This window comes from Paenibacillus wynnii, from assembly GCF_030812855.1.
GTDB lineage: Bacteria > Bacillota > Bacilli > Paenibacillales > Paenibacillaceae > Paenibacillus_AQ > Paenibacillus_AQ wynnii_A.
Genome location: NZ_JAUSTK010000003.1, coordinates 195,451 through 219,523 on the forward strand (window position 1 = coordinate 195,451; position 24,073 = coordinate 219,523).

23 protein-coding genes are annotated in these 24,073 nt (G+C 45.3%); 2 read left to right on the top strand and 21 right to left on the bottom strand.

The annotated features are described in order from the left end of the window. Positions 1-14: 14 nt before the first annotated feature. From J2T20_RS04860 to gpr, 14 genes are all read right to left on the bottom strand, one after another. Entirely contained in the window at positions 15-380 is a 366-nt protein-coding gene (locus tag J2T20_RS04860) for a hypothetical protein (RefSeq protein ID WP_307586123.1), read from the bottom strand. 169 nt (positions 381-549) lie between these two features. Next, positions 550-741, bottom strand: coding sequence for a YfhD family protein (locus tag J2T20_RS04865; protein ID WP_307586125.1), 192 nt, complete (start codon positions 739-741; stop codon positions 550-552). A 34-nt stretch (positions 742-775) separates the two neighbouring features. After that, positions 776-1,147, bottom strand: a complete 372-nt coding sequence (locus tag J2T20_RS04870; RefSeq protein ID WP_307586127.1) for a hypothetical protein — start codon at positions 1,145-1,147, stop codon at positions 776-778. Between the two features lie 506 nt (positions 1,148-1,653). After that, positions 1,654-2,778: a molecular chaperone DnaJ gene (gene dnaJ / locus J2T20_RS04875; protein ID WP_307586129.1), complete on the bottom strand. Its 1,125-nt coding sequence runs from the start codon at positions 2,776-2,778 to the stop codon at positions 1,654-1,656. A 108-nt stretch (positions 2,779-2,886) separates the two neighbouring features. Then, the gene (gene dnaK, locus J2T20_RS04880) at positions 2,887-4,734 is read right to left on the bottom strand and encodes a molecular chaperone DnaK (protein WP_307586131.1); all 1,848 of its coding nucleotides are present in this window, start codon (positions 4,732-4,734) and stop codon (positions 2,887-2,889) included. A 135-nt stretch (positions 4,735-4,869) separates the two neighbouring features. Further along, positions 4,870-5,454 (bottom strand): nucleotide exchange factor GrpE, encoded by a 585-nt coding sequence (gene grpE, locus J2T20_RS04885; protein WP_307586133.1) that lies wholly within the window; start codon positions 5,452-5,454, stop codon positions 4,870-4,872. A gap of 37 nt (positions 5,455-5,491) precedes the next feature. Continuing rightward, on the bottom strand, positions 5,492-6,523 hold the full coding sequence (gene hrcA, locus J2T20_RS04890; protein ID WP_307586134.1) for a heat-inducible transcriptional repressor HrcA: 1,032 nt from the start codon (positions 6,521-6,523) through the stop codon (positions 5,492-5,494). A gap of 163 nt (positions 6,524-6,686) precedes the next feature. Next, positions 6,687-6,986: a hypothetical protein gene (locus J2T20_RS04895; protein WP_307586136.1), complete on the bottom strand. Its 300-nt coding sequence runs from the start codon at positions 6,984-6,986 to the stop codon at positions 6,687-6,689. Positions 6,987-7,289: 303 nt separating this feature from the next. Then, positions 7,290-7,748, bottom strand: coding sequence for an N-acetyltransferase (locus J2T20_RS04900; protein WP_307586275.1), 459 nt, complete (start codon positions 7,746-7,748; stop codon positions 7,290-7,292). Positions 7,749-7,870: 122 nt separating this feature from the next. Next, on the bottom strand, positions 7,871-9,046 hold the full coding sequence (gene hemW / locus J2T20_RS04905) for a radical SAM family heme chaperone HemW (protein ID WP_307586137.1): 1,176 nt from the start codon (positions 9,044-9,046) through the stop codon (positions 7,871-7,873). Between the two features lie 418 nt (positions 9,047-9,464). After that, positions 9,465-11,276 (bottom strand): translation elongation factor 4, encoded by a 1,812-nt coding sequence (gene lepA / locus J2T20_RS04910; protein ID WP_307586139.1) that lies wholly within the window; start codon positions 11,274-11,276, stop codon positions 9,465-9,467. A 139-nt stretch (positions 11,277-11,415) separates the two neighbouring features. Beyond that, on the bottom strand, positions 11,416-11,823 hold the full coding sequence (locus J2T20_RS04915; protein ID WP_307586141.1) for a hypothetical protein: 408 nt from the start codon (positions 11,821-11,823) through the stop codon (positions 11,416-11,418). Between the two features lie 35 nt (positions 11,824-11,858). Continuing rightward, complete coding sequence (locus J2T20_RS04920) at positions 11,859-13,202, bottom strand: stage II sporulation protein P (protein ID WP_307586143.1); 1,344 nt, start codon at positions 13,200-13,202, stop codon at positions 11,859-11,861. Positions 13,203-13,402: 200 nt separating this feature from the next. Then, a complete protein-coding gene (gpr, locus tag J2T20_RS04925; RefSeq protein ID WP_307586144.1) occupies positions 13,403-14,404 on the bottom strand; it encodes a GPR endopeptidase in 1,002 nt (333 codons plus the stop codon). Positions 14,405-14,583: 179 nt separating this feature from the next. Here gpr and rpsT point away from each other — a divergent pair, with 179 nt between their 5' ends. After that, positions 14,584-14,856, top strand: a complete 273-nt coding sequence (gene rpsT, locus J2T20_RS04930; RefSeq protein WP_307586146.1) for a 30S ribosomal protein S20 — start codon at positions 14,584-14,586, stop codon at positions 14,854-14,856. A 146-nt stretch (positions 14,857-15,002) separates the two neighbouring features. Here rpsT and holA read toward each other — a convergent pair whose 3' ends face one another. The 4 genes from holA to J2T20_RS04950 form a co-directional block, all read right to left on the bottom strand. Continuing rightward, complete coding sequence (gene holA / locus J2T20_RS04935) at positions 15,003-16,022, bottom strand: DNA polymerase III subunit delta (RefSeq protein ID WP_307586148.1); 1,020 nt, start codon at positions 16,020-16,022, stop codon at positions 15,003-15,005. Between the two features lie 298 nt (positions 16,023-16,320). Continuing rightward, positions 16,321-17,541: a zf-HC2 domain-containing protein gene (locus J2T20_RS04940; RefSeq protein ID WP_307586150.1), complete on the bottom strand. Its 1,221-nt coding sequence runs from the start codon at positions 17,539-17,541 to the stop codon at positions 16,321-16,323. After that, on the bottom strand, positions 17,538-18,086 hold the full coding sequence (locus tag J2T20_RS04945; protein ID WP_036658113.1) for an RNA polymerase sigma factor: 549 nt from the start codon (positions 18,084-18,086) through the stop codon (positions 17,538-17,540). Before J2T20_RS04945 ends, J2T20_RS04940 begins: the two co-directional genes overlap by 4 nt. Before the next feature lie 630 nt (positions 18,087-18,716). Next, positions 18,717-19,355, bottom strand: coding sequence for a bifunctional 2-keto-4-hydroxyglutarate aldolase/2-keto-3-deoxy-6-phosphogluconate aldolase (locus tag J2T20_RS04950; RefSeq protein ID WP_307586277.1), 639 nt, complete (start codon positions 19,353-19,355; stop codon positions 18,717-18,719). A 339-nt stretch (positions 19,356-19,694) separates the two neighbouring features. On the opposite strand from J2T20_RS04950, the gene J2T20_RS04955 reads away from it, so the two are divergent. After that, the gene (locus tag J2T20_RS04955) at positions 19,695-20,645 is read left to right on the top strand and encodes a sugar kinase (RefSeq protein ID WP_307586152.1); all 951 of its coding nucleotides are present in this window, start codon (positions 19,695-19,697) and stop codon (positions 20,643-20,645) included. A gap of 664 nt (positions 20,646-21,309) precedes the next feature. Here J2T20_RS04955 and J2T20_RS04960 read toward each other — a convergent pair. The 3 genes from J2T20_RS04960 to J2T20_RS04970 form a co-directional block, all read right to left on the bottom strand. Next, positions 21,310-22,326 (bottom strand): LacI family DNA-binding transcriptional regulator, encoded by a 1,017-nt coding sequence (locus J2T20_RS04960; protein ID WP_307586154.1) that lies wholly within the window; start codon positions 22,324-22,326, stop codon positions 21,310-21,312. 66 nt (positions 22,327-22,392) lie between these two features. Beyond that, the gene (locus tag J2T20_RS04965) at positions 22,393-23,460 is read right to left on the bottom strand and encodes a hypothetical protein (RefSeq protein WP_307586155.1); all 1,068 of its coding nucleotides are present in this window, start codon (positions 23,458-23,460) and stop codon (positions 22,393-22,395) included. After that, positions 23,457-23,996 (bottom strand): RNA polymerase sigma factor, encoded by a 540-nt coding sequence (locus tag J2T20_RS04970; RefSeq protein WP_307586157.1) that lies wholly within the window; start codon positions 23,994-23,996, stop codon positions 23,457-23,459. Before J2T20_RS04970 ends, J2T20_RS04965 begins: the two co-directional genes overlap by 4 nt. Between the last annotated feature and the right edge of the window lie 77 nt (positions 23,997-24,073).

Here is a 24,073-nt window from a genome sequence, read left to right on the forward strand (position 1 = left end):
TAATTGATTCCACCTTATTTTTTGGGGCCGTAATCGCCCATCTTAATCCCCCAGACCGAATCCTTCTGGTAGGCTGCAGCTTCCTGTAGATCAGGCAGTCTTTTATCCTGTGGATAGTGCCGTTCCAAATACATCACAAACGCGCGCCGTAGTCCAACTTCATATTCCAGCTTGTTATACTCGTTCGGATGCTTCTCCATCTCCGCCAGATTGGCCTCCCACTTCGGCAATTCTTCAAGCGTAGATTGACCGTTCCTGGCATTGTCTGATAGGACTCGAAGCTCACGATATGCCCGTTTTACTTTTGAGGAATATAATTGCTTCTGATTTAAAAAGGTAAGTGCTATAACGACGACCGCGAGACCGATCCATAATATCATGTTTCCATGTCACCCCCAGCTTACATATCTCTCTAATTATACATGCTTATATGCAAAAATGCCCGAAAAATGGGCGACTTACTCCTAAAAAAGCCCCTCACCCCTTTATGTGTAAAAAGGGTAAGGGGCTCTCCTCATGTAAAGAAAACTCTTCTAGAGATTTTTTAAGTCAATCTACCTCTTTTTGTTCTTCTTGCAGAATCTCGTGCAATTGCCGTTTGTCCGCTTGCTGACCCCGAACCTGTGCCTCTAAATCATCCATATCCGCCTCGGCTGCTGAGAACTCTACATCCTCCGCTTTAGCTTCATACAGCATTTTCATTTTTTCAGTCTTCGAGGGTATTTTCGAATGTTTATCCACTCCGCACTCCCCTTTCTACTATTACATGTATAGGTCAAATCAATCCTCCGGCTTCCTCAACGATCCTTAAAGCTTGATCAAAGGATTCCGAGTCTACTACAACGGTCAATAAAATATCGCGTCCTGTAGGACCCCCATCCCCGCCATGGCTCATCCCACTGGCACTTACATCCGCAGACGCCAAAATACCGGCTGAACGGCTGTCGATCGACGAATTGAGTGTCATGGTTGCCAGACTGGTAATATCGCCTGTAAGCGGGTTTTGGCCCGAGTAGCGCTGGTCTCCCGGGTATTTACCAAAACGGTCAATGGACATATCAATAACTCTCAGCGACTGCAGCTTACGTGAGACCGCCTCAGCCTCCTCTGGACTTTTAAAATATGCGAGTATGTTTTTTTCAGACAAGTTTATCCCCGCTCTCTTTTGAGGTCAGTACCGCTTAGGAGCGTACCTGCAATTAGTGTGGCTAGAACATTTTACATTTATACAAGAGATTACAGCAAAAAAGCCAGCAGTCCCATTGGACGGCTGGCTTTAGCAGATCGGTTTCTTTTGAAATCTTAGAAAGAAATGTAGAAACTTTTCCGCCTCAACACCAAAATCAATGCTTGACAGGTGACGAGAAAGATAGAAACCCGTTACGCCCAATAGAGGGGTTTGCTCCCTTTATTTCTGCACCCAGCACCCCGTTTAGGCAGTTAGAGGGGATTTCGCCCGCTAATTTTGAGGATATACCTCTTTGGAGCAATATGGGCGAAATTTTAGGGATATTTTCCCTTTAATCTCAAATTCATGGCGTTTCGGTCGGTATTAATGAGCATTTTCCCCTCTAATTTGCCGAAGGGGTGTCCCAAGCAGCCATTACATGGCTATGGGACACCCCTTCATAAACTTTATAGATTAACGCTTAATCAGTCTCCACGAAAAGCACGCTTCATACGATCAAAGAAGGATTGCTCCTGCTCATGCGTATGTGCGCCGTCATGAGATGAGAATTGACGCAGAAGTTCCTTTTGCTCATCGCTTAGCTTGCTTGGAGTGACTACGATTACTCTGACATGCTGGTCGCCTTGACCGGTTCCCCGCAAACGCGGAACCCCTTTTCCTTTGAGTCGGAAGAAGGTACCTGTCTGGGTTCCTGCAGGAATCTTAAGTTTTACTTTTTCCGTCAGGGTTGGGATCTCGATCTCATCACCCAAGGCTGCCTGTGTGAAGGTAAGTGGAATCTCGCATAAGATATCATCATTTTCACGCACGAAAAAGTCATGTGGTTTAACACGAATAATAATATACAAGTCTCCGGCAGGACCGCCGCGATGGCCGCCTTCCCCTTCACCCGTCATACGAAGCTGTGCACCGTCATCCACTCCGCCAGGAATGCGGACATGGATCTTACGCTGTTTCTTCACCTTGCCGGCACCGCTGCAAGTATTACATTTTTCCTTAATAATCTTGCCAGAACCATTACAATGAGAGCACGGACGCCGATTTCGCATCTGTCCAAGCGGTGTATTCTGTACAAACTCCTGCTGGCCGCTGCCTTTACATACGTTACAAGTATCTGGTTTCGTTCCAGGTTTAGCCCCGGAGCCAAAGCAGGTGTCGCATGTTTCGGTGCGCGGTATAGTAATATCGGTTTCCTTGCCAAATACCGCTTCCTTGAATTCAATGGTCATGGTATATTGCAAATCGCTGCCGCGCTGCGGAGCATTAGGATCTCTACGACCGCCGCCACCGCCGAAAAACATATCAAAGATATCGCCCAGGCCACCGCCGAAATCTCCGCCGCCGAAGCCGCCGCCCATCCCTTGATTAGGGTCGATATGTCCATATTGGTCATATCTTGCACGCTGCTGTCCGTCGCTAAGGACGTCATAAGCTTCTTTTACTTCCTTGAACTTCGTCTCAGCGTCACTAGCTTTATTCACGTCCGGATGATACTGCCGTGCCAACTTACGGTACGCTTTCTTTACCTCATCATCCGAAGCGTCTTTGCCTACGCCGAGCACATCATAATAATCGCGTTTATCTGCCACTGCCTTCACCTCCGTACATTAAATGTCTCTATTACAGTCAAAAGGAAAGCCAAAACACGGGATGCTCCGGTTTTGACCTTCCCCTTTTAGCACAGGTATCGTTTAAGGTTACCCTTGATTCTTATCTTCGTCAACAACCTCATAGTCTGCGTCTACTACGTTGTCCTTCTTGAAGTTGTTGTCCTGGGCTTCTTGACCGTCTGCCGCTCCCTCTTGGGCTCCTGCAGCCTGCTCGTATAACTTCGCGGACAATTGTTGTACAATCTCTGTCAACGCCTCTGTAGCGGCATTGATTTCTTCAAGATTGTCGGATTCGAGGGCCGCTTTTACTTTTTCCTTAGCTTCGTTTGCTTTTTCCACTTCGGAAGCTTCTACTTTATCGCCCAGGTCTTTAATGAGTTTCTCAGTAGAATATACGAGTTGGTCAGCACCGTTTTTCGCTTCAACCATTTCCTTGCGCTTACGGTCTTCCTCAGCATGAAGCTCGGCATCCTTCATCATTTGCTCTACTTCAGCATCGCTCAATCCGCTGGAAGAAGTGATGGTGATTTTTTGGCTCTTGTTCGTGCCTTTATCTGTTGCAGATACATTTACGATACCGTTGGCATCAATATCGAAGGTAACCTCGATTTGCGGAACTCCGCGTTGTGCCGGTGGAATATCATTCAGCATAAAGCGTCCCAGTGTCTTGTTGCCGTTCGCCATTTGGCGCTCACCTTGCAGAACGTGAATTTCTACGCTTGGCTGGTTATCAGCAAAAGTAGAGAACACTTGGGATTTGCTTGTAGGGATCGTTGTGTTGCGCTCGATCATCTTCGTGAATACGCCGCCTGCAGTTTCAATACCCAGTGAGAGCGGAGTTACGTCAAGCAATACAACGTCTTTAACATCACCGGTCAATACGCCCGCTTGAACAGCTGCACCCAGGGCTACAACTTCATCCGGGTTAACACCTTTATGAGGGTCCTTACCAGTCAGCTTCTTAATGGCATCCTGTACTGCAGGAATACGTGTAGAACCACCTACAAGCACGATTCTGTGAAGATCAGCTGGAGTCATACCCGCATCATTTAATGCTTGACGTGTTGGGCCCAAAGTACGCTCAACCAAGCTTGCAGTCAGCTCATCAAATTTCGCACGGGTCAAGTTGATTTCCAAATGCTGTGGCACTCCGTCAGCAACGGTAATGAACGGCAAGGAAACTGTAGTTGTCATGACACCGGAAAGTTCTTTTTTAGCTTTCTCAGCTGCATCTTTCAAGCGTTGTACTGCAGCTTTATCTTTGCTAAGGTCAATGCCTTGTTCTTTTTTAAATTCAGATACCAAGTAATCCATAACCAATTGGTCAAAATCATCACCACCAAGACGGTTATCACCGCTTGTTGCTTTTACTTCGAAGAAGCCATCGCCAAGTTCCAGGATGGATACGTCAAACGTACCGCCACCAAGGTCATATACGAGGATGGTGTGATCTTCGGATTTCTCCAGACCGTAAGCCAACGCTGCTGCTGTAGGCTCGTTTACGATACGAAGTACTTCCAGACCTGCGATTTTACCTGCATCTTTAGTAGCTTGACGCTGACTGTCGTTGAAATAAGCAGGAACCGTTATAACAGCTTGAGTCACTGTCTGACCCAGATAAGCTTCTGCATCAGCTTTCAGCTTTTGCAGGATCATAGCTGAAATTTCTTGAGCGGAATAGTCTTTACCATCAATAGTTTCCTTGTGGCCCGTACCCATGTGACGTTTGATCGAGCTGATTGTACGATCCGGATTGGTTATCGCTTGGCGTTTTGCCGTTTCACCGACAACACGCTCGCCGTCTTTCTTAAAACCTACAACCGATGGGGTTGTACGCGCGCCTTCTGGGTTAGGGATAACAACGGCTTCGCCGCCTTCCATAACCGCCACGCAAGAGTTGGTGGTTCCTAAGTCGATACCTATTACTTTACTCAATGTATTTTGCCTCCTTGAATTTTTACTAAGAGCTGTGCTCCTCGGAAAATAGTTATGTGCTGTAACCTTATAATCACGATTAGATCATACTGCCGCTTGGTTGGCGGACAGAAACTGCCAGCCTATATAGACAGACTACATGCTGACTTTGACCATGGCAGGACGAAGTACTTTACCCTTCAGGAGATAGCCCTTTTGGACTTCCTCTGTCACGATACCTTCTTCGTGCTCCTCGCTCTCCACCTGCATGATGGCCTGATGATATTCAGGGTTAAAGGGCTGTGCTACTGTTTCCATTGCTGTAAGTCCCTCGTTCTTTAGAACCCCTTCCAACTGGCGGAAAATCATATTTACGCCCTTTGTAAAAGCTTCAAATTCGGGAGTAGCCGGAGCCGTTGCCAATGCACGTTCGAAATTATCCATAACCGGAAGCAATTCCGTTACGAGCTTGGAAGTAGCATATTGCGCTAATTCTTCTTTCTCCTTCAAAGTACGACGGCGGAAGTTATCGAAATCAGCCTGTACACGTAATGTACGTCCCTGGAATTCGTCAGCAAGACCTTGCAGGCGCTTGAGTTCATCCCCGTCACTAACCTCACTGATTTCCTCTGCCGTGAAGGCATCGGTCTCAGAGACCGTCTCAGCTGTATCGGCTGCCTTGTTCTCATTTATAGCATTATCTTGAATTTCGTTGGAATCTTGAACTTGTTCCTCTTTCAAGTTGTCTTCACCTCCTTAAAGTAATCACGACTTAAGTTCACTTATACCAGTGTGCCAGCATCGCTGTCAAATCTCTAGACAGAATGCCCAAAATACCCATAACCCTTGCATATTCCATTCGTGTCGGCCCTAAGATCCCTATGCTTCCCAATGCCTGCCCGTCTAGTGAATAAGTTGCTGTTATCAGACTGCAGTTGGCGATCGCTTCATGGCTGTTCTCAGTCCCTATACGCACTTGAATTCCCGTTCCGCCGGCTACCGGGGACAGCATTTTAAGCAAAGTGGGTGTCTCCTCAAGCAAATCAAGAATATGTTTAACCTTATCAACATCCTTGAACTCAGGCTGATTCAGCATATTCGTTGCCCCGCTAAGGTAAATCCGCTGCTCCTGATCACTCTCAAGTGCCGTGTCAAGCACCTGCATTAATTCTTCATAGTGGGAGATATGCCGCTGCATCTCTTCACCAAGCTCCGAATAGAGTCTACTTTTCAGCTTGTAGAGAGGTACATTGACCAGCTTGCTGTTAAGCATGTTGACCACTTTCTCCATATCTGAAACCGAAATCTCCGGCGGAATATTCACCGTGCGATTCTCTACCTGTCCCGTGCTGGTGACAATAATGGCCACTGCCGTTGTATCGTTAAGAGGTAGCAATTGAAAATGGCGTAAAGAAGTATGAAAAACCTCCGGTCCCAGCAGGATGGAAGTGTAATTCGTCATATTAGAAAGAATCATCGCCGCGTGTTGATTAACCTGCTCCATTGCATTCAGCTTCTCTGCGAAAAAAGCACGGATGGTGCCCACTTCTGCAGATTCAGCGGAATTCCACGGTACCAGGTGATCCACGTAATAACGATATCCCTTATGAGACGGTATTCGACCTGCAGAGGTATGCGGCTGTTCGAGATACCCCAGATCCTCCAGGTCAGCCATTTCATTACGGATCGTAGCTGGACTGTATCCTACATCTCCGCGTTTGGAAATACTGCGTGAGCCCACGGGCTCAGCCGAAGAAATATAATCATCAACTATGGCATTAAGTATCATTCTTTGGCGTTCAGTCAACATGTTATTTTCCTCCTATCGGCTGTAGCTCACATTCGTTAGCACTCGACAGAGATGAGTGCTAATCACTAATACAAAAATACCAAACTGACATTGCCATTGTCAAGTCAGTTCGGTATCTTGTGTATCGTTATTTTCTTATCATGTCTGATGCAGGAAGCTTTCTTTAGAGCACTTCGCGAACAATCCACTGTGGCTGTTCATTGGGTTTGTATAAGCCACCTGTCATTTCAATCAGCTTCCCTGACCCTAGAGTATTCTGATACTCCGTAAGCCAAGAGTAGTTCTCAGACATTTCTGTGTATTCCGCCTCTTGAATAAAACCTGGATAAAATTTACATAACTTTTCCTCATACGCTAAGGTTAGTACCTTATCTACATCCTTAAAGAACAAGCGGTCCGAAGCAGTGTTCATATACTTAAATTCAAATATAGCTAAAGGTACTACAACGTCCCCTTGCTTCACTATAACCGCCAGTCCACTCGTTTATTTTTAAACCAATACTCCGGATAAATGTAGCAATTAAAGTAAGTAAGCGTAGAGTCGCCAATACGTCTCCTTAAATGATAATAGAAGCTGTTCAGTTATGTAGTCGTTTTGTATCTATTTTGAAAAGATTATTTTACCATAACAGCTAGTACGAAGGTATGTATATTTACTATTATGCCAGATAGTCCTAGGTAGCACATGTCCGCAACAAAAAACCACACTCCCAGCAGACAGTTGAATGTCCAATGAGAATGTGGTCTGTTATATATACTTATCGAATTAGTTCAGCATTTTAAGTACCGCTATTTCATCACAAGCATGCTGCTTCGAGCAGTTCACGCAGTCGGTCCATACTTTTTCGGGGAAAATCTCTTTCTTTACAATTTCAAATCCGTTTCTGAGAAAAAAATCAACGGCATAGGTCAGCGCCATAATCTTCGGAATCTTCTGACGTCTGGCTTCTTCAGTAAGCTCTTTCACAATCAATGAGCCTATTCCTTTGCCTTGGTATTCATCACGGAGGCCAAGTGAACGTATCTCAACAAGGTCAGTGCCGAGCCTGCAGAGTGATCCGCAGCCAACAACCTTTCCATCCATTTCAGCAACGACAAATAGATCAATCTGGCGCTGCAATGCAGCACGGGAACGGGGAAGCATAATCCCCTTTTGCGCATACTCCTCTATCATAAGATACAATGGCTCAATATCTTCCACTGTAGCACTTCTGCATGTCGCCATTCTACTTTTGTTGTGAAATTCATGACGGGCCAACTTTGCAATCACCCTGCTTCACTCCCCCCGTTGATATTATTGAATAAATATACATCAGAGTGAATTTGAATTCAAGAGTTATTTTAAAATTAAACCTCTGTCAGCGCACCTACAAATTCTCCGAAAACATCATTCCCAAAAAGAATTCCCTGCTTGCTTAGACGATAGATGCCATTCTCTTGCTCAAGCAAGCCGGCATTCAACATTTTATGCAGAGACTTGCCAAACACATCCTCCATGGTCTTACCGAATTGCGCTTGGAAAGCAGCCCCTGATATCCCAGCACGCATGCGAAGGCCCACCATCATGAAATCCTCCATCGCCTCTTCCTCAGAAATGGTATAGGTATTCAACCGCGGCAGTCCTTTGCGGGAAGCCTCAATATAAGGATTAACCCCTTTGATGTTTACGTGACGCTGGCGTCGGGCATAACCGTGTGCTCCTGCACCCAAACCATAATAATCTTCGTTTCGCCAGTAAGTAATATTGTGGAGACTCTCTTTACCAGGCTTTGCAAAATTACTAATCTCATATTGGTTGTATCCCGCTTCTTCCATGGAAGACATCAGCAGCAGGTACATCTGGAGTTCATCCTCTTCGTTAGGGAGCGGAAGCTTGTTCTTATTGAATAGGGTGTGGAAAAGAGTGTTTTCCTCAACCTTCAGACTGTATATAGAGTAGTGAGGAAGATCAAGCTCCAATGCCTTCTTGATACTCTCCGCCAGCATCTCCACCGTTTGATTAGGTAAACCAAACATCAAATCAACTGAAAGATTATTCAGTCCAACCGCACGCGCATTCTCCAAGCTCCGATAGACGTCGTCGACATTATGAATACGGCCGATCCCCTCCAGAAGCTCATTCTGAAATGCCTGAACACCGAAGCTGACCCGGTTTACTCCGCCAGCCTTCATTACTTCCAGCTTATCCCGAACGGTAGTTCCGGGGTTAGCTTCCATAGAGAACTCTATATCTTTATTCCAGTTCGGAAAGTGTGTGCGAATCGATTTCAGGAAAAATTCCATTTCATCCGGCTTCAGTACGGTAGGTGTTCCCCCGCCAACAAAAATACTATTGATCACTCCAGGCGGATTCTCTTTAACCGTAAGTTCCATTTCCCGATCCAAAGCATGGAGGTAATCCATGACGGGCTGATCCTTCAATACATATGAATTAAAGTCACAGTAAAAGCATTTATTCGTGCAGAATGGGATATGAATATATACCGCCTCAGGGGGACGGCTGTTATTTGCGATGTTAGACATTAGCTGTCTCCTTTGCTTAGATTAATTCCTTCTGATTGTAGCAGAAAAGGGAAGCCTTACGGCTTCCCTGGCAGGACAATGGTTAAGGATGAGCTGCTTTTAACGGTTTAGTACCCCTTCGGGTGAAGATGAAGGCTCAATAGTTGCATGTTCTGCAACTATCGAGCCCCTTAATCACCGAGTAAACCGTTTAACTGTATTTAGTGCACTTATATCCCGCATTTGGGGTTTTCATGTTCCTTTTTCTGCTTTTTAGCTGCATAAAGTGCAACTAAGTGGGAGTTACTCCTCTGTATACCCCATTATAAGTGTACAAAGTGCAACTAAGTTGACTTACAACCTGTATTTTGCACATTGAGGTAGACAGAGGACATACATCATGGTCAGCCAAACAAAGTTCGCGCTTAAGATGACTGGTTTAGTCGATCTCGAGAACGGCCATGAACGCTTCCTGCGGCACCTCTACGCTGCCGACCTGCTTCATGCGTTTCTTACCTTCCTTTTGCTTCTCCAGCAACTTACGCTTACGCGAAATGTCACCGCCGTAGCATTTGGCCAGTACGTTCTTACGCATTGCCTTAACGGTCTCACGCGCAACCACCTTGGTGCCAACGGAAGCCTGAATAGGTACCTCGAACATCTGGCGGGGGATGATACCGCGAAGCTTCTCGCAGATGATCCGTCCGCGGTTATAAGCACGATCGCGGTGAACGATGAATGACAAAGCATCCACTTGTTCGTTATTCAACAAGATATCCATTTTGACAAGGTTCGAGCGACGGTAGCCGGATATTTCGTAATCGTAGGATGCATAACCCTTTGTGCCCGATTTCAGCTGATCAAAGAAGTCATAAACGATTTCTGACAGTGGAACCTCATAAGTAATCGTTACCCGATTAGCATCCAAGTACTCCATGTTGACGAACTCTCCACGCTTATTCTGACAAAGCTCCATTACGGTACCAACGAAGTCGTTAGGTACAATAATCGCAGCTTTTACGTATGGCTCTTCAATGTAATCAATTGTGCCGATTTCCGGATAGTGTGACGGGTTGTCAATGGTTATCGTTTGACCGTTCGTCAGCAAGATCCGGTAAATAACACTCGGTGCTGTGGTAATCAACGGCAGATTGAATTCACGTTCAATCCGTTCCTGAATAATCTCCATATGCAGCAATCCTAAGAATCCGCAGCGGAATCCGAAGCCGAGAGCGCTGGAGCTTTCCGGCTCGAAGCTGAGCGAAGCATCGTTAAGCTGCAGCTTTTCAAGCGCTTCACGCAGATCATTATAATCCGAAGTCTCGATTGGATATAGACCGCAATAAACCATTGGATTGATCTTACGGTAACCAGGCAGCGGCTCAGGTGTCGGGTTCTTGGTGTCCGTTACGGTATCACCGACACGGGTATCGCCCACATGCTTAATGCCTGCGACGATAAATCCTACATCACCTACGTTTAGTTCATTTACAATTGTCATACGCGGCATGAATGCACCAACCTCAATAACCTCAAAGGTCTTCTCGGTGGCCATCATCTTGATTTTGGAGCCGGCACGAATACTTCCGTCCATGACGCGGACATAAACAATAACACCTTTGTACGGATCATAGTGGGAATCAAAAATCAGCGCTTTAAGCGGATTTTCTGAATTACCCGTTGGAGCCGGAACCTGCTTAACTACCTGCTCCAGTATCTCTTTGATGCCGATGCCTGCTTTGGCGGAGGCCATAACGGCTTCACTGGTATCCAGCCCAATTACATCCTCGATCTCCTGCTTCACCCGTTCAGGATCAGCGTTAGGTAGATCAATTTTGTTAAGAACCGGTAGAATTTCCAGATTGTTATCCAGCGCAAGATATACGTTAGCCAGCGTCTGTGCTTCGATGCCTTGAGCCGCATCTACTACTAGCAATGCACCTTCACAAGCTGCAAGACTGCGGGACACTTCATACGTGAAATCGACATGCCCTGGTGTATCAATTAGATTCAAGAAATAATCCTGACCGTCATCCGCACGATAAGTGAGACGAACGGCTTGCAGCTTGATTGTAATCCCGCGTTCACGTTCAAGATCCATCTGATCGAGAACCTGCTCCTGCATTTCACGGGAGCTAAGCGCACCGGTATATTCGAGTATTCGGTCAGCCAATGTCGATTTACCATGGTCTATATGGGCAATAATCGAGAAATTGCGAATTTGTTGTTGTCTTTTCTGTACGTCAGTCATTCCTTACCCCCACAAACAGCCTGTTGTTAATCCATCTATTATAACAGTACAAGCCCTACCCATCAATCCCGCATCTGCGTTCCCAAAAAGAAACAGCATCTCTCGCTTTCTCAGCAAGACAGCTGTTTCATAGATCTTCTTAATTTTCTGAGGAATCAAACAAGGAAACTACCCAGCGGATGCTTTTCTGAGAGGCTTGCTGCAGCAGCCCCGCTGTCTTGTCTGCAAGAACATCGACCTTAGGCTTTTGCTCCTCGGGGACAAGAATTTGCCCCGGCGTTAGTGTGCTGTAATCCTTTACCTCTTGTTGAGGCAGGCTTGTAACAGCTCCGGTTGTCGGGTCTATAGTTACGGGGACGTATACGTAGGTCGGACTGGATGAAGGAGGTGTTGTGTTAGCGTTCTGCGCTGCATCGGCTACAACATTCCAACCGGGAACCTGGGAGACCTTCGTCTCCTCACCGATGCTGCCGAACTGCATACCTATCAGAATTCCGATACCGGCCCACATCCCAACAACAAATAACTTTTTACCGAAACGAGACATTTCTCCACCCCTTCTGAAGACGTTCTCCCCATAGCCTAGGAAGCATCAGCGGCCGTACCCGCAGTGGCCTTACCTTTAGTTGTATCCGAGTCCGTTGACTTACTGGCTCCATTTACTTTCTCAGCTTCATGACTGCTCCAGTACACATCCGCAATAGCATCACCCAAGATTTCTGAGGTACGCTTTAGTTCTTCCACCGTATTGTCAATCCCGCCCACCTCAATCAACACACTGTTAGGAGACAAGGACTGATTGTATTCGCCGTTATTGCCCTTGTTTGCCGCCTTCCCCCAGATTCCGCGTGAGATCCCCGGATATTCTTTCTCCAGGAGCTGGTGTATCTGGTTCGCAAACGCCTCATTCTTCTTCCAATCTTTATTCGCATGTCCAAGGATAAAATACACCTGGGCATAACTTTTTCCGTTAATAACGGTGGTCGTCTTCTTATGCCGCTGAGAATCCCTGTGAATGTCAATTAACTCATTTAATCCGTCATTTTGGGCAAAGGCTGCCTTAATCATTTGCCTGGAATATTTATAGGAAAAGTTCCAGCTGTAGTCTTCTACTTCTGTCGCGTAATCTTCCTTCGAGTGAATGGTGCCGACTCCGCGCATTTCCAATCTTTTTGCCAAGTAGGATCCTACAAGCATTACATTCTTAGATGGCAGGGCGGAGCTCGGATTATCGCCATTTGTTCCAATTAACGGATTATAAGCTTCACGGGGATGTGAGTGGTAAATAAGGATTCTTTTCTCCAGTAAATCCTGGCCATTGCTAGTTTCACTATCATTGTTGTCCTTCGTTCCGTTTCCTGCAGTATCAGGAGATGCAGTCGCTTGCGGAAGAGGAGCAGTATCCTCAGGCTTGTCCGCCCCCTCATTGAGAGAAGGATCTGGAGTAGCGGTACCTTCTTCCATGGTGAGTTCATCGGTGCCAGGGTGGTAATCAGCCGGTGCGTCCTCGCTGCCTCCAGAAGCATTCCGCAGCAGCACGGGCTCATCAGCCGCAAGGCCTGGAAGTTCGCGTGAGAGCAGACTTTTCGGATCATTAGGATTCACACTGGTCAGGAGCTGAAACACAAAGGAAGTAACCTTGTCACCGGATAGGGCGCTAAATTCCTTTCCCTTAGGCAAATGCGGCATCTCCATCCCTAGTATTTCCATAAAAAATCCGCTAGACAGCGAAGTAGCTAATCCTTTCATGGAAGGAATGGGGGAAGAGTTCAGCTTCTGACCTGCCAAACCTCCCGCGCCTAACAGTATGAAAAATACGAAAGAGCCCCCGGCAAGCAGCAGCATCGTTTTCCCCAGTGACAACACATCCAGAAATCTTGCCCGTAGTCGACCGATGTTCCATAGCTGAAACCACTTTTTGTTCATTATTCAGTGTCCTCCTCCAAGCCCTCTGTAATCTCTTATAATTCAAATCTATGAACTTAAGAGCATCGCTAGAACCGGAATAGGATAACAAACAAAATAGAGTTCATTCTATTTAATAGATATGGTTTGTATTTTTTTATTAAAAAAACGCAAACCCGCACCTACGCCTGATCTGGCGCTTGCGGATTTACGCTTGTTAGTTAGTGAGTGTAGGCACCGACATTAGTGGGATCAACAGCTTCATGTAAAGCGGCATTAAGTCCGCTGGCAACGATATTGGCGATTTCCTCGATGAATTCGTCAATTTCCTTCGGCGTTACAATCAGATCATGTCCAAGCGGTTCCAATACTTCCTTAACTAATGACAGCCGTTCATTCTCGGATATCTCATCCAACATACCCATGATTTTTTTGGTATGAGGCGTTCCCTGACCAAAGTGCGTTTTCATCATTTCCAGAACATTGTTGACAATAGTTGAAGCATAGCAGACCGTCGGGACACCTATAGCGATACAGGGGATACCCAGAATTTCACGAGTTAATCCCCTTCTCTTATTCCCGATACCCGAGCCGGGGTGAATGCCGATGTCGGCAATTTGAATCGTTGTATTGATTCTTTCCAATGAACGCGAAGCCAGCGCATCAATAGCAATAATGAAATCCGGTCGGGTTCGATCAATAATCCCTTGGACAACCTCGCTGGATTCAATCCCCGTCAACCCCAGCACACCCGGTGCTACCGCACTAACGTTCCGATATCCAGGCTCCACCTGATCCGGAACCAATTCATAAAATTGGCGCGTAATAAGGGCATTCTCTACCACTAACGGACCCAGTGAATCCGGTGTCACATTCCAGTTACCAAGACCCACAATAAGGGCTTTAGAATTTTTACCAATCCCGATACGGGTCATAAAATCCTCAAACTCTCGGGCAAATACCTCGGTTACCTTTTGCTGCAGACCTGTATCTCCTCCCCGCAATGCGGGTACTTCAAGTGTTACATAATTCCCAATGGTACGCCCGATAGCCCGGGAGCCCGATTCATTGCCAACTTGAAGCCGAGTTATCTTGATGCCATCTGCTTCCTGCACCTCTTCGTTTACACCGGGGATGGGATTCCTTTGCGGTCCTTCTGCTAATTCCTTCGCCTCCAGCGCCAAATCCGTTCGCACCGAGTACAGATGAAGATCCAGTTCCATTGTTATATCAGCCTCCTTTTTCTTTTGTCGATAGTGTGCGAGAGAAAGCGGTCGTTTATACAGAGCCGGAAGGTTTAATTTGAAGAGTTTTAGTGTTGCTTTTTACTATCACACATGCTAAACTATTTTAAGTTGTGAATCATTTGATGATTTCGAATGTCTTACAGGAGGTGAATGCAATGCCAAATATTAAATCCGCAGTAAAACGCGTCAACACGAACGAAAAACGCCGTGCACTTAATGTTTCCCAAAAATCCGCGCTTCGTACAGCAGTTAAAACCGCTGACACCGCGCTGGCTGGTACTGAAGTTGAAACTGCTCAAGCTGCTTTCCTAGCTGCTTCCAAAAAGCTGGACAAGGCCGTTTCTAAAGGTCTGGTTCATAAAAATGCGGCTGCCCGCAAAAAATCCCGCTTGGCGAAGAAATTGAACGCTCTTAGCGCGCAAGCGTAAGACGTACTCATAATGAGCAATTTAAGAACCTGACCGCTATCCTGCATACGGTTAGGTTTTTTTGTTCTCAATTTTCGAAGACTAAACGGAAAAAGAGCCTATCAATCCCCTTTTACTAAGGGTTTGATAGGCTCTTTTGTTTGTCATTAGGCTCCCAAGCGCAGCATGAAGAGCTCCAGTCCCAATACCTTGTCTATAGCTCCCGTCTTCATCTGGTGATCTAGGTCGGCCATAGCGCTTAATATTTGTCTCAGCCGTCTGCCCTCGAACTTGCGCGCCTGTTCACCGGCAAGCTTGACCGCGTAAGGATGAAGTCCCAGCTGTGAGGCGATCTGCCCTTGGGAGTAACTCAGCCCCGATAAATCCTTAACCTGTAGAATAATGCGGAACTGTCTGGCAATCAACGCGGCAATCTTAATAGGTTCCTCACGCTGCTTCAGCAGCTCATACAACGAGTCAAGAGCTTTGTCTAAACGTAGATTAGCAATATCCTCTACCAGTGTAAATACGGTTTGTTCTGTCCCGCGGTGGACAAGACTCTCTACAGCCGCTGCATCCACAGTACCGCCTTTACCTGCAAACAGGCATAACTTATCAATCTCTCCGGATAATCCCTGCAGTCCCGTTCCAGCGCTCGCTATGAGTGCCTCAGCCATTCCAGGGGCTGAGACACAACCCCCTTCACGGATCGTCTTCTCTACCCATCGAAGAAGTTCATCTGCTCCGAGTGGATTAAAAGCTAATACGGTTCCGGCTGTTTTGACAGCCTTAACAATTTTCTTGCGCTCGTCCAGCTTGTCATTATTGACCATAAATACAATCACACTGAACTCTGCAGGCTGCTGCATATAATCAGTCAAGGAATCCATTCGATGCTCCAGTTTGGCGTTTTCTTTGCCAGCTGTAAATAAAGAGGCATCCCGCACCAACAGCAGCTTACGTGGAACCATAAACGGAACCGTCTCCGCTTCTTCAATCACGGCTTGTATGGGTGTCTCCGACAGATCGAATGGAATCACCGCAAAATCACGATCCTCCTTGGCAATAAGCTGATTCTCCAAAACAGCTGCGAACTCATTCATGCGAAATTTCTCGCTTCCGTACAGGACATACAGCGGTGAAATCTTCCCTTGCTTGATGTCTTTTACCGCCGTTTTGACATCCATCCCGCCACTTCCTTTTCCTATTCATGTATTCCACTTTTTTAAGTTATTTATGAGTTTTTATTGTAACATATTAAAATGCAAAAACGGAGAAACTCCAACCCAAGGGCCAAAGTTCCTCCGTTCCAGCGGCGCATCTATATAAACGACGGCGTGAGAAGCCCTAGAAACTCCTCAGCCGACGGTCATACCGATGTTCTCCAAAACTTTTTAAATATCAGAAGGCCATATTCCTAAATATACCATCTGATCTCTTACTATAGTATATTCTGAAGTCCCGTAAAAAGTTCCACTTTATAAATTATTTTGCGGACGGTGTCTCAGAGGCATTACTTGCCGAATTTGCCGGTGTTACACCCGGTGTCCCCTTGGGTAATGGTGTAGTAGTTCCCGTATCTGGAATAACATACACATTCTTAGCTATAGTTCCATCATTATCGGTCACATATCTAAACTCAAGGCTATTCGCCGCCCATTCCCCTGTAACCCATTTACCCTCTAATGGAATAGAGGTCAGAGGCAACCTATCAAGGCCAATTCCATTCGGAGGAACGGTGTAAATAATAAGCTGCTTACCTTCTACGATTACCTCATATTGACCATCAGGGGAAGTCCATGATAATTCACCTATAACGTTAGAAGGAGGAAGCAAACTCATCATTCCTTGATCGTAATTATCGCCCTGAGGGAGTTTCATCGATTTCATGATATCCATATCAGGCGCGATTGTCTGGTCAGACGCTGCCGGTTCGCTCTTGCGATGCTCTGAGGCATCCTCCGGCGCATCGGTTACTTGCTCAGTTTGTTTCGGAGATATAACATCGGACGACTTATCGGTCGGTGCATTTTCAGCTGCAGGCGTACCCAATTCCGTCCCGCCTTGCGAGGAATCTGCAACGTCCTTAGCATCCATGGATGGGTTGGGGCTCTCAATTATAGCCGTTTCTAACTTACTGTTGTCGTTAACCGGGCTATTTTCCGCCGCTCCTTGGTCTGCCGCAGGATCTCCAGTTTCTTCAGTACTTTCGTTCATCTTACTAGCCGTTGCACTGTTCTCATCCGTAGACGCCGCACTGTCGCTCATCATGATACTATCTACCTGTGCACCCGGCATTTCCTTCGGCATATTAAATATAGCAATCCCGAGTATTAGAGCGGCTGCAACCGCACCAATACCTGTCCGTCTACCAATGGATGAGCTGGAGGAGCCTTTCTGTCGTTTGCCTTGTAATGGTTCACGCGAGAAAGGTACTACAACTTGATCCTCTGATCCTCCCTTGCCAGATTCAAGAAGGCCGCGATCCAATTCATCAAGCCGAGGCAAAATAGAGTCAACTATACTGAAAGGGGCTTTCACGTCCGGCAGCTGTTCTAATTGCTTGGAAAGCGTGGTTAGCCTGTCAAAGATTTCCGCACAGGGAAGGCAATCATCTATATGGTGAAACATTTCAGTACTCTCTTCAATGCTCAAATCATGATCTAAATAACGGTGCATCCATTCAATCACCTCCGTGCATCTCATCCCGACACACCCCCTTTCTGATACTCTTGAAGTCTATTTTGCAGCTGTTGTCTGGCTCGGAACAGATAGGATTTCACTGTATTGAGGGGTAAGTCCAGACAGTCTGCAATCTCGTTGTAGGATAAGTCCTGAATATAACGGAGTACAATGACCGTTCGGTGATGCTCAGGCAACTGATCAATAGCCTCCTGTATATCCTGGGCCAAATAACCAGACATCACTTCACGCTCAACATCATGCTTGTCTTTGATTACCATTTCATGTTCATCCATAGACACTGTCGGTTTAGCTCTTCTAAACTTATCAATGCAAATATTGGTCACGATTCGTCCAACCCAGGTCTTGAACTGGGCTTTCTCCTCGTAAGATCCAATCTTCGTATACACCCGAATCAATGCCTCCTGGGACGCATCTAACGCATCCTGTTCATTATGCAAAATGTAGAAGGCCGTTTTGTATACATGTCCTTCAATTTCTCGCAATAGGGTGATTAGAGCGTCGCGATCGCCCGCTTGAGCGGCTCTGATGAGTCCCTGCTCCACCACGAAGGTTCCCCCTCTCTATGCAATCTTACTGACGCGCAAGACTGCTGAATTGTTGCATTCTGTAATTATTATTTTTAAAAAATAAATCCTTATTAAGCATACAGGGGAAGCACCCGGTATTCAAATAAAACTTGCTGTAAATTACATTACAAAACTGACATCAAGAAGAAACAGCTTTACCGTCCAAATAAGGAGGCAACCGTTTCTCGGGCAAATATTATAGTTCACAAAAAAAGACCCAAGGTCATTACCCGAGGCCCTGAGTGTACCAAATCCCACTCTCTTCTATATTAGTTATTTACGAGCTGCCTTCCTACCGCCTATCCCAAAAACAATCCCAATAAATAAAGAGAACACAGCAAACCCTATATTGCCATTAAACAGATTTATAATTCCGCCTACTATAAATAGTAATGAAACCAGATATAAAAACTGTACACGTCGTTTCCCTAACATAATACCCCTTCCTTCTATATGTACGCCATAGTGAATTCAACTAATTTAAATAGTCAGATTAGATATATGATTTATTTTGTAAATTTACTCCTTAAAATTCCGCACAAAAAAACGGCTGCCAACCGAATCTGCGGTTCACAGCCGTTAAATATATTCAAACACCAAGAAAACTTATTAACCTTTAATCTCCTGAAACTTAGCTACATACTTTGCAGCCAGTTCGGTAATCAGATCATAACGACCATCCTTGGCAGGAGCGGTCAAATTACCGCCGATACCAACAGCGATACAGCCGTTCGCAATCCATTTATCCATGTTGTTCAGATCCACGCCGCCCGTTGGCATAATGTTCACATGAGGCATCGGTCCTTTAACTGCTTTTACATAATCGGGTCCAAAAGCACTTCCCGGGAACAACTTCAGCACATCTACGCCAAGCTTCAGCGCTTCCTTCATTTCACTCAGTGTCATGCAACCAGGCATATAAGGAATCCCGTAGAGGTTACACATTTTAGCTGTATCTTCTTCAAAAGAAGGGCTTACTACAAATTCAGCACCTGCCAAAATTGCAATTCTTGCAGTTAACGGATCCAGCACAGTTCCTGCGCCAATTACGGCACGCTCGCCATATTCAGCAACTAATTTCTTAATGGCAACATCCGCGTCCGGTGTAGTAAAGGTTACCTCGATATTGTTAAGTCCACCTTCGATACAAGCTACGGACATTTTGAAGGCATCCTCAGCATTATCAGCCCGGATTACAGCAACTACCCCGACGGAGGCAACATTTTGCAACACTTTTATCTTCTTCATCATTAACTTCCTCTCTTCAGTAACCAATGATAAACATTGATTCATTGACTTTGATAAACTTTTTTATTAAATTACGAATAATAGCACAATTACCACTAAGAAAATAGTAATAATAATGTCTCTAACAGTCAATCTATTTTTGTGTGAAAAACATAATTATCTTATTAATTTGTCTAAAAACTGATATATACAAAGGGTTTGGTATTTATTTGATATAAATTTATCTATTAAATCATTCAATAGATGAGCAATACGTTATTGTACAAAACCGATTTATGTGATAATTTCAAATTACAACTTATTAAACAGGGATTATAAGTCCCTGAGGAGGAACTATACATGAGTAAACAACTGGATGTAGTCACTTTCGGCGAACCGATGGCTATGTTTTATGCTAATGAGACAGGACCGCTGGCTGAGGTATTTTCATTCTCCAAAGCACTGGCAGGGGCAGAAAGCAATGTAGCTACCGGCTTATCCCGTTTGGAACATCCTACAGGCTATGTTACTAAGCTTGGTGAAGATAACTTTGGCCAATTCATAGTAGACGCACAGAATAAAGAAGGCATTAACACAGATAGCGTTACCTTTACCAAAGAATATTCCACAGGAATGCTGATTAAATCAAAGGTCCTTACTGGCGATCCTAAAGTCGAATATTTCCGTAAAAATTCCGCCGCCTCCAAGCTAAGCCTAGCAGATTTCGACGAAGCCTATTTCGCTTCCGCAGGACATCTGCATGTAACCAGCATCTCTTCCGCTCTATCTAAGAGCTGTCATGAATTCTCCATACATGCTATGGAATTTATGAAAGGTCAAGGGAAAACGGTGTCGCTAGACCCTAACCTCCGCCCAACCCTGTGGCCTAATACCGAGACCATGGTGAACACCATTAATGATCTAGCTACACGCTGTGACTGGTTTTTGCCAGGACTAAGCGAAGGTAAAACCCTTACCGGACTGGATACACCGGAGGAAATCGCATCTTATTATCTGGAGCGCGGTGTTTCCCTCGTTGTTATCAAACTGGGACCTGAGGGTGCATATTATAAGTCTCAGGAGCAAGAAGGGTACGTACAAGGATTTAAAGTAGAGGAAGTTGTTGATACCGTAGGCGCGGGGGACGGTTTTGCAGTTGGAGTCATCAGCGCAATGCTGGAGAAGCTCACAGTTGCTGAGGCTGTCAAACGTGGCAATGCCATCGGCGCTTTGGCAGTAATGTCGCCTGGAGACATGGACGGCCTGCCTACCCGTGAAGGTCTGGCTTCGTTTTTGAATCAGGAAGTGTAAGACAACTGGAGATAAGCAATTATAGAAGAGAGGCCGTCCAAACTAATGTTTGGACGGCCTTTTTTAGTAAATATAGATTGATATTGATAAACAGATGCATCATGCTTACATACTCTCATTCGTACATTCACGCAACCGTAGACCTGTACATACACATATTCACATATCCACCTAAACTAAACGTTCGCGTATACACACTTCTAAGCATTCACACGTTCAAACAGTGAAATAGATGTATTTTATACACTTATTTCTAGCTTTTGGCGCTTGGATGTATGGATAGATGTACTTTGTGCAACTAAAAACACGAATATGCCGATTAAATCCCGGAATATCAAAAAATAAGTGTATAAAGTGCAATTAAACACACTAAAGTGTGCTAAGGGAGAACTATAAGTGTACGTTATGCAACTATATATATTGAAACCTATATAGGTAGACGATTTACCGTATTTGTCGCGGATAACCGAGGAGCCATTTATACTCTCTAAGTGGGAAAAATTCCCCTTACCTATCTCCAGTGACCGTTTAAGTCCATCTGCTAGTGAAATCCCACTAAATAATCTGTTTAGTTACCAATTAGACCTCTACTGCTTAATGCGCAAGGCTTGCTACTTACTGCTGCTTGCTGCTAATTGCTTCTACTTCCTTTTATATCTCATTGCTACTTAATGGATCTAACCGATTGCCCCTGCTGCAACGAAGGCGGAAAACGATAAGTGATCGGTACGTGGGAGCCATTAGCTTCAATGCTGGAGAGCATGATTTTGGCGGCCTGCATACCCATTTCATAAGCCGGTTGTCGGATTGTAGTGATTACCGGGTTATAGATATGAGCGAATTCAGCGTCGTCTATTCCCACTACAGATAGGTCACCTGGAATGGCGATGGAGTCTCGATTTGCATATTTTAAGATCTCAGCAAGGACGATATCATTCGAGGCTAGCAGTGCTGTAGGTGGCTGCGGCAGCCCCAACAGACGTTTCACTTCCCCTGCAATTTCTTCCCGCGGCACACTGCAGATATACTCCTCATTCAGGGCGAGGCCAGCCTCTTCCATCGCTTTTTTGTAGCCGCTCATTCTCTCCTTGCGAGGAGTAATAGCATACTCACCAAGGGGAAGTGACAGCAGTGCTATCCGTTTGTGCCCGTTCCGTGCCAATTCACTAATCCCTAATTTAACGGCCATTTCATTATCCAACAGCAGGCTCTGCGTAGTGACTCCCTCAACAAGGCGGTCCATAAATACAAGCGGATATTGAGCCTCGATTAACCGGGTATACACGGATGGATTATTCCCTGTCGGGAATACAATTAATCCGTCTACCTGGCGGGCAACCAGTGTCTCCACGTATTTGCTTTCCTTCTCTGCATTCTCATCAGCATTGCAAATAATAACCTGTATACCGCGGCTCTGCAGTTCATTTTCAATCGCACGAATACATTGTATAGACAATGAATAATCAATATTAGCGACAATGATACCGACCATATGCGTTCGGTTCTGCTTCAAGCTGCGAGCCAGTCCATTGGGTTGATAATTCAACTCCTCGATCACCGCAGCAATCCGGTTCTTCGTCGCTTCACTCATATATTTAAAACGTTTGTTCAAAAATTGCGAGACTGTACTCTTCGACACCCCCGCCTTTTGAGCCACATCTTCAATCGTTAGTTTCTTCATCCGTTTCGCTCCACTCTTCTCTAAAGAAAAACACTTTATCAAAAAGTATAGCTTTTTTTTAGTAAATTATCTACTGTTCTGTTCTTCATTCATCCAGTCCAAATACCACTGTTCCCCCGTCTTTATAAAAATTTCTATATTCCGTTTCTCTCCATCAGTTTCATAAGTAACCGTAGATTCCTGAATTTGAAATTGCGCGTTTAGCTCATGTTTTTGTCCCGAATCAAAATCATACACAACAGCCTTATAACCATACCCACCTTCTCCGTCAGCAACACTAAAGAGCATGATAAATTCCCCATGTTGCTTATCAATAGCAGTCAAAGACCTGTATACATTTAACGCTGGGTCATCAAGAGTAAATAACTCCCTCGGAACAACGGTTCCACCTGGCACTACCTTTCTGACATCCACGACCGAGAGTATCTGTTTTGAGGAGGCTTTAGTTCCTACAGTTTTTGAATAGCTCATTACAATCGCATAATCTCCAACACCAAACACTCCAGATACATAATTATAGGTATTCTCGTCGCTGGCAAAAAGCGGGTAACTATAAACTTTAGTTGCGGAGGTAGCGGATAGCTCTGAATTCTCTTTACTGCTTAAATATAGGACACGAGGCTCCGTCGGATGAAAAAATAAATACTTATTGTAATTCACACCATGTGGTGCCGGTGACCACAGGATTCCCTGAGAGGTTTCTACCGCGTAAGCGATTCTTTTATCCCGATCCAGAGGCAACGGCATATAATATTTTTTACCACTAAACTCAAATTCGGCGGAACCAACGGGTGGTGAATATACCTGCGGTTCAACTGTAGGTTCTGAGGATGGTCTAGCAGCAGCTTTTTGAAGAGGGTGTCCTTTTGGAATCAAGGTTTGAAGACCGTTTATTCCGCCCGCCTGCCAAATTAGAATACAAATCACAAAAGCAGACGCTAAGAGAAGGAAGACAGGCCTTTTTCCTCTAGAAAATCTGGCGTTTCCTTTATGAGGGCTGACAGACGCTGCTTCAATCCTCTGCATAAGTTCAGGCGTGAAACCCTCCTCACGTAAAGGTCTGCGGCCTGCCTGTCTATACCAGTCTGTGTGACCGACCATTACATGCTCCTTATCCTCGGATCGCCCCTTCATTCCTTCTCCTCCTTTTCTAACGCCATTCGTACCTTGTCTCTTGCCCGGGCTAAACGGGATTTTACCGTTCCCGGAACCACCTTCAGCAAATCTGACATTTCAGATATAGATAACCCATACTGAATATCCAACACCAGAACTTCTCTGTTACGATCTGGCAGCTCCATGATGATCTCCCAGATCCGGTTTGCATACTGCTTTCCCAGCGCTTCCTTTTCGGCAGAGAAATGATTTATAGTTCCCTGATGATTACCAAGAGCTGTAAATCTGCGCCAAAAGCTATTTTTACTCCAACTAAAGGCTGTATTCCTTGTGATTGTCAGCAACCACGTCTTCACCGAAGATTGTCCTCGATACTTGCTGATATTTCTGAACGCCTTCAGAAACACTTCCTGACTGATATCATTGGCCTGCTCACGGCTTCGCGTCAGAAAAAAAGCATAATTCCACACATCTGTTCCATAATCCTCCATCAAATCCCGCAAGGTCATCTCCGGTGCGTACGCCGTGGCAAACTGCAAGTTATCCCTTTGCAATGGTTATCTCACCTCTTGCTTAATAAGACTTTCGAAGGAGTAAAAAGTTCCCTAATTGTAAAAATAATTACAAAGAT